A 1,327-nucleotide genomic window follows, 5' to 3' on the forward strand; every position below is an offset into this window, starting at 1 on the left:
ATTGACCGATGGCCTGTTCAATCGGTGCCAATGCTCGCGAGGTCAGGATAGATGCTGCGATCATCGCACCGGGCGAAGCCAGCTGTTTGATGGTAAGCCATGCTCCCAGAGCCAGAACCGCCGACTGAAGTGCGAGCCGGAATATCTTCGACACCACCGAAAAACTGCCGATTGCATCGTTGGTTTGAAGCTGTTCGTCCAGATAATGCGCGTTTGTCTCACGCCATCGTGCTGCATAGGAGCTTCGCATGCCCATGGCATGCAAGGCTTCAGCGTTTCGACGGCCCGCTTCGAGAAACTCTGACCTTGCGCCGGAGAGCTGTGCAAGATCCTTCATAGGACGCCGCAGGATTACTTCGCTGCTTAAGGTCAAGGCAACGAGAATGAGAGCGCCGGCAACCGCCAGCCAACCGAGATAGGCGTGAAAAAGAAACAGAATTGCCAAATAGAGCGGCAGCCAAGGGATATCACAGATGGCGACTGGTCCTAGACCGCTCATGAACTGCCGGACCTGTTCGAGATCACGGACCGGCTGAGAGATTGCCTCATTCTTCGATATACGAAGCGGAAGGAGCATCACCGCATCGAATGTCGGTTCGCCCAGCTTCTCTTCAATGCGTTGACCGATGCGCGTCAGAATACGCGATCGGATCAGTTCTAGTACGCCGAGAAACACGTAAAGCCCGATCGCCAGCCCCGAGAGAGCGATAAGTGTCGGAACACTCCGGCTTGCCAGCACCCGGTCATAGACCTGCATCATGAACAGAGGTCCGGTCAGCATAAGAATATTCGTCACGGCGCTGAGCGCCGCGACAGTCATAAATGCTTTTCGGGTTTGCTGAATGGCCACGGCGACCAGAGGTCGCCGCGCTTCATCATTAGAGGTTTTCACCAATGTTCAGACCTTACGCTACAAACCTGAAGTCGTCCTGATGCAGGTTTGCCAGGGCCACGTTCTTCAACGTGATCGAGTTTCCTGCATCATGAGTGATGAGGGTGTCATTACCGACCTGAGCGGCGGCAGCCAGAACGTCTTCGAAATCGGCAAAGAGGCTATTGTCGAATTCGAGCACATCGACTGATCCCGCTCCGGCCTGAAAGTCGGTAATCGTGTCTACCCCGAAATTCGGCTTGAAGACGATTATGTCGTTACCTCCACCAGTGGTGATCGTGTCATTGCCCGCATCTCCGAACAAGGTGTCATTGCCACTGGTGCCAGACAGGGTATCATCGGCCGCCGTGCCTCTGATCCAGGCAGCATCCTTGATCTGGTTGCGATCCCAGACTGTACCGTCAGCGAACTGGATCTGCTCGATGCCCCAGCCTT

2 protein-coding genes are annotated in these 1,327 nt (G+C 55.1%); both read right to left on the reverse strand.

Going from position 1 to position 1,327, the window contains the following annotated elements; genetic code table 11:
* Window positions 1–796, reverse strand: a 796-nt coding sequence (locus E8M78_RS22970; RefSeq protein ID WP_246658457.1) for an ABC transporter transmembrane domain-containing protein, incomplete at its 3' end; no start/stop codon positions are given.
* A 109-nt stretch (window positions 797–905) separates the two neighbouring features.
* Window positions 906–1,327, reverse strand: a 422-nt coding sequence (locus E8M78_RS22975; RefSeq protein ID WP_281405094.1) for a calcium-binding protein, incomplete at its 5' end; no start/stop codon positions are given.

The organism is Rhizobium sp. FKY42, assembly GCF_005222835.1.
Classification (GTDB): Bacteria; Pseudomonadota; Alphaproteobacteria; order Rhizobiales; family Rhizobiaceae; genus Neorhizobium.